This is a genomic window from Pseudomonas sp., from assembly GCF_030147005.1.
Classification (GTDB): domain Bacteria; phylum Pseudomonadota; class Gammaproteobacteria; order Pseudomonadales; family Pseudomonadaceae; genus Aquipseudomonas.
Window position 1 is genome coordinate 1 of sequence record NZ_JASLAW010000027.1, and the last position, 3745, is coordinate 3745.

Annotated in this window: 4 protein-coding genes; all 4 read left to right on the top strand. The window is 64.6% G+C overall.

Annotated elements, in window-relative coordinates:
- Nucleotides 1–1839: type VI secretion system membrane subunit TssM (gene tssM / locus Q1V60_RS02040; protein WP_300627007.1), on the top strand; the 1839-nt coding region annotated here is incomplete at its 5' end.
- Nucleotides 1836–2489: a type VI secretion system-associated protein TagF gene (gene tagF / locus Q1V60_RS02045; RefSeq protein ID WP_300627009.1), complete on the top strand. Its 654-nt coding sequence runs from the start codon at nt 1836–1838 to the stop codon at nt 2487–2489. The genes tssM and tagF, both read left to right, overlap by 4 nt.
- The gene (locus tag Q1V60_RS02050; protein WP_300627010.1) at nt 2490–3209 is read left to right on the top strand and encodes a protein phosphatase 2C domain-containing protein; all 720 of its coding nucleotides are present in this window, start codon (nt 2490–2492) and stop codon (nt 3207–3209) included.
- The coding region (locus Q1V60_RS02055) for a serine/threonine-protein kinase (RefSeq protein WP_300627012.1) at nt 3206–3745 on the top strand (540 nt) is incomplete at its 3' end. The genes Q1V60_RS02050 and Q1V60_RS02055, both read left to right, overlap by 4 nt.

Here is a 3745-nt window from a genome sequence, read left to right on the forward strand (position 1 = left end):
CTGCACGGCGGCGGCAACTCGGACTTCCTCTACGAAGGCCTCAAGGCCTACCTGATGCTGGCCGACAACGAGCATTACGACCCAAACTTCATCAAGGCCTGGATTGCCCTCGACTGGGATCGCAACCTGCCACGCGACCTTCCGGCCGATCAGCGCCAAGCGTTGACCGGGCATCTGCAGGCACTGTTTGACCGCCATCCACCGAGTGCGCGCCTTGACCCACGCTTGATCGACGACCTGCGCCGCCAACTGCAACAACTGCCGGTGGCCCAGCGTGTCTACGACCGGGTCAAACGCCAGAAACTGCCCGAAGGTATCCCCGATTTTCGCATCAATGAAGCTGCCGGCCGGGATGCCGCGCTGGTATTCAGTCGCAAGAGCGGTAAGCCGTTGGGCGAGCCGTTGAGCGGGTTTTTCACCGCCAAGGGTTATCGCCAGGGGTTTTTGCTGAGCAGCCTGAACCAAACCGGCACCCTGGCTGAAGAGCAATGGGTGTTGGGCCAGGAACAGGCCGACCAGCAGAACGTGGTGAGCCTGGCCGCCGATGTACGCCGCTTGTACTTCCAGGATTACCAGCGCCAATGGGATGCGTTGTTGGCAGACATCGACTTTGTGCCGATCACCAGCGTGGCCCAGGCTGCCGATGTGCTGCGGGTAATCTCGGGGCCGACCTCGCCGTTGAAAAAGCTGCTGGTGGCGGTGGCCAAGGAAACCGACCTGCAAGCCGAAGAGCGCCAATTGGCCGCCAAGGGCGTGCCGGTGGAGGGCGGCGTCGACAAACTCAAGGAGCGCCTGGGCAGCCTGCTTGGCCAGGAGCAACCGAGCGCCAATGCGCCCGCGGCTGCGGATGATCCGGTCACCGCGCATTTTGCCGAACTCAACAGCATCGTCAGCAAAAACGAAGGCGAGCCGGCGGCTATCGACGGCCTGCTCTCGGATATGAATGCGCTGTATGTGCAAGTCAGCGCCATGGTCGGCGCCAGCGGCGATGCGCTGCTCGGCGAAGCGAAGAACCAGGCGGCTGCCGCAGCCACGCGGGTCAGCCTGAATGCCGAACGCCAGCCGCCGCTGGTGCAGGGCATGGTCAAGTCGGTGGTCAACTCCACCACCAACAGCATGATGGGCGGGGTGCGTAACCAGCTGAACGCGGCCTGGGTCAGCGAAGTGGTCAACGTGTATCGCCAGTCTCTGGCCGGGCGCTACCCGATGTCGCCGGGCAGTGCGCGGGACGCGACCCTGGATGACTTCGGCCAGTTCTTCGGCGTCGGCGGGGTGATGGATAACTACTTCCGCAAGTACCTGCAGCCCTATGTGGATACATCGGCGCAGACCTGGCGCTGGCAGCCGGGCGCGGCGCAAAAGCTTGGTATCGCGCCGGGCGTGCTGCAAACCTTCCAGCGCGCGGCGACGATTCGTGACGCGTTCTTCAGGTCGGGGGGGACGCAACCCATCGTGCGCTTCGAACTCAAGCCGGTGTCGATGGACCCGACCATCACCCAGTTCCTGCTTGACCTCGACGGCCAGCAACTGAGTTACGACCATGGCCCGAGCCGCCCGGTGGCGATGCAATGGCCGAACCCCGGCAGCAGCGGCGTGGTGCGTATCTCCATCATGCCACCGGCGGCCAGCGGGCGTTCCGGTGTGACGCTGGACGGCCCCTGGGCTTGGTTCCGCCTGCTGGAGCAATCGGACCTGACCGCCGGTAACTCGCCGGACCGCTTCAACCTGCGCCTGCGCGTTGATGGCGCGAGCATTGCCTACGAGTTGCGTGCCAACAGCGCCTTCAACCCGTTCAAAAGCCGCGTGCTCAGTGGCTTCAGCCTGCCGGAGCGGCTATGACGACGCTGGGTTTCTACGGCAAGTTGGCCAGTCGCGGTGATTTTGTCAGCCGTGCCTTGCCTCAGAGCTTTATCGCCCCCTGGGACAGCTGGCTGGCGGCGGGGCTGCTCGCCAGCCAGAACAGCTTGGGCGGTGACTGGCTCAACGCCTATCTGGTCAGCCCGCTGTGGCGCTTTGTATTGGCGCCAGGGGTATGCGGACCTGACGCGGCGGTGGGTGTGGTGATGCCGAGTATCGATCGGGTCGGGCGGTATTTTCCGCTGGCGGTGGTGGCATTGCTCGATCACGACACCAACCCCGCCTCTCTGGTAGGCGGGCCGGATACGTGGTTTGAGCAGGCCGAGGAGCTGCTGCTCAGTACCCTGGACGCGGGCGCGGCGTTCGAAGATTTCAACGCTGGCCTCGACCGCCTTGGCTTGCCGGCCACTGAAGTGCGCGCGGTCGACAGCCGCTTCGCCGGCCTGCAACGCGTGGCCGCCATCGTGCCCCATGGGCGTATGACGGCGCTTGCCGAGCAAGCCTGCGAAGGCGCCAGCCTGTGGTGGGGCCGAGGCTCGCAACGTATTTCTCCCGGATTATTAAGGTGTCAGGGCTTGCCTGCCGCCAGCGATTTTGCGCAGTTTTTGCTCGGACAAGAAGGTGTGGTGTAGATGGGGGCGACGTACAAATCGGCGAGCAAAAGCCATGTGGGCATGGTGCGCCAGGTCAACGAAGACGCGTGCCTGGACCTGCCGGAGAACCGCCTGTGGGTGGTGGCCGATGGCATGGGCGGGCACGCGGCTGGCGATTATGTCAGCAGCCTGATTGTCGACAGCCTGCGCACTGTGCCAGTGGGGCGTTCCCTCGACGAATTCGCGGCCGCCTTGCGCAACGACCTGATCCGCATTAACGCGGCGGTACGCGAAGAAACCGCCAACCGTGGCGTGACCATGATGGGCAGCACCGTCGTGGTGTTGGCTGCGCGCGGGCTGCGCGGGGTGTGCCTGTGGGCCGGTGACAGTCGCCTGTACCGCCTGCGCGACGGTGAGCTGCAAAGCATCTCCCGCGACCACAGCTACGTGCAGGACCTGCAAGACAGCGGCCTGCTCAGCGAAGCCGATGCTCGCGTGCATCCACGCGCCAATATCGTGACCCGCGCGGTGGGCGTGGAAGCGCACCTGGACGTGGCCTCGGTGGATCTGTTGATCGCCCCCGGCGACAGTTACCTGCTGTGCAGCGACGGCCTGACCAAGACCGTCGAGGACCATGAGATCCGCGAGGTGCTCGGCCACGACGCGCCGGACGAAATCGTGCGCAGCCTGGTGCACCTGGGGCTTAATCGCGGCGCACCGGACAACATCACCACCATCGTCGTGAAGGTGTCGCCATGAACATTGATATTCCGGGCTATGACATCGAAGGCGAAATCGGCGAAGGCGCCATGGCCAACGTCTACCTGGCCACCCAGCGCTCGCTGGAACGCAAGGTGGCGTTGAAGGTGATGGCGGCGGCGTTGGCGGCCGACCCGACGTTCTGCGAACGCTTCCTGCGCGAGGGCAAGACCCTGGCACGCTTGTCGCACCCGCACACGGTGACCATCCATGACATCGGCAATGTCGGTGAGCTGTATTACATGGCCATGGAATACCTGCCCAACGGCACGCTCAAGGAGCGCATCGCCGCCGGTCTGTCGCCGGAGCAGGGTCTGATCTACATCCGCCAGATTGCCTCGGCCTTGGGTTACGCCCATGGCTTGGGCCTGGTGCACCGTGACGTCAAGCCGGCCAACATCCTGTTCCGCGCCGACGGCACGGCGGTGCTCTCGGACTTCGGCATCGCCAAGTCACTGGACGACCGCACCCAATTCACCCAGGCCGGTTTCGCCGTCGGTACGCCCAGCTACATGAGCCCGGAACAGGCCCGTGGG

Bases quoted from the DNA above. Each gene is read 5' to 3' on its own strand.
- Q1V60_RS02050 (WP_300627010.1), top strand. From the start codon at position 2,490: ATGGGGGCGACGTACAAATCGGCGAGCAAAAGCCATGTGGGCATGGTG.
- tagF (WP_300627009.1), top strand. From the start codon at position 1,836: ATGACGACGCTGGGTTTCTACGGCAAGTTGGCCAGTCGCGGTGATTTT.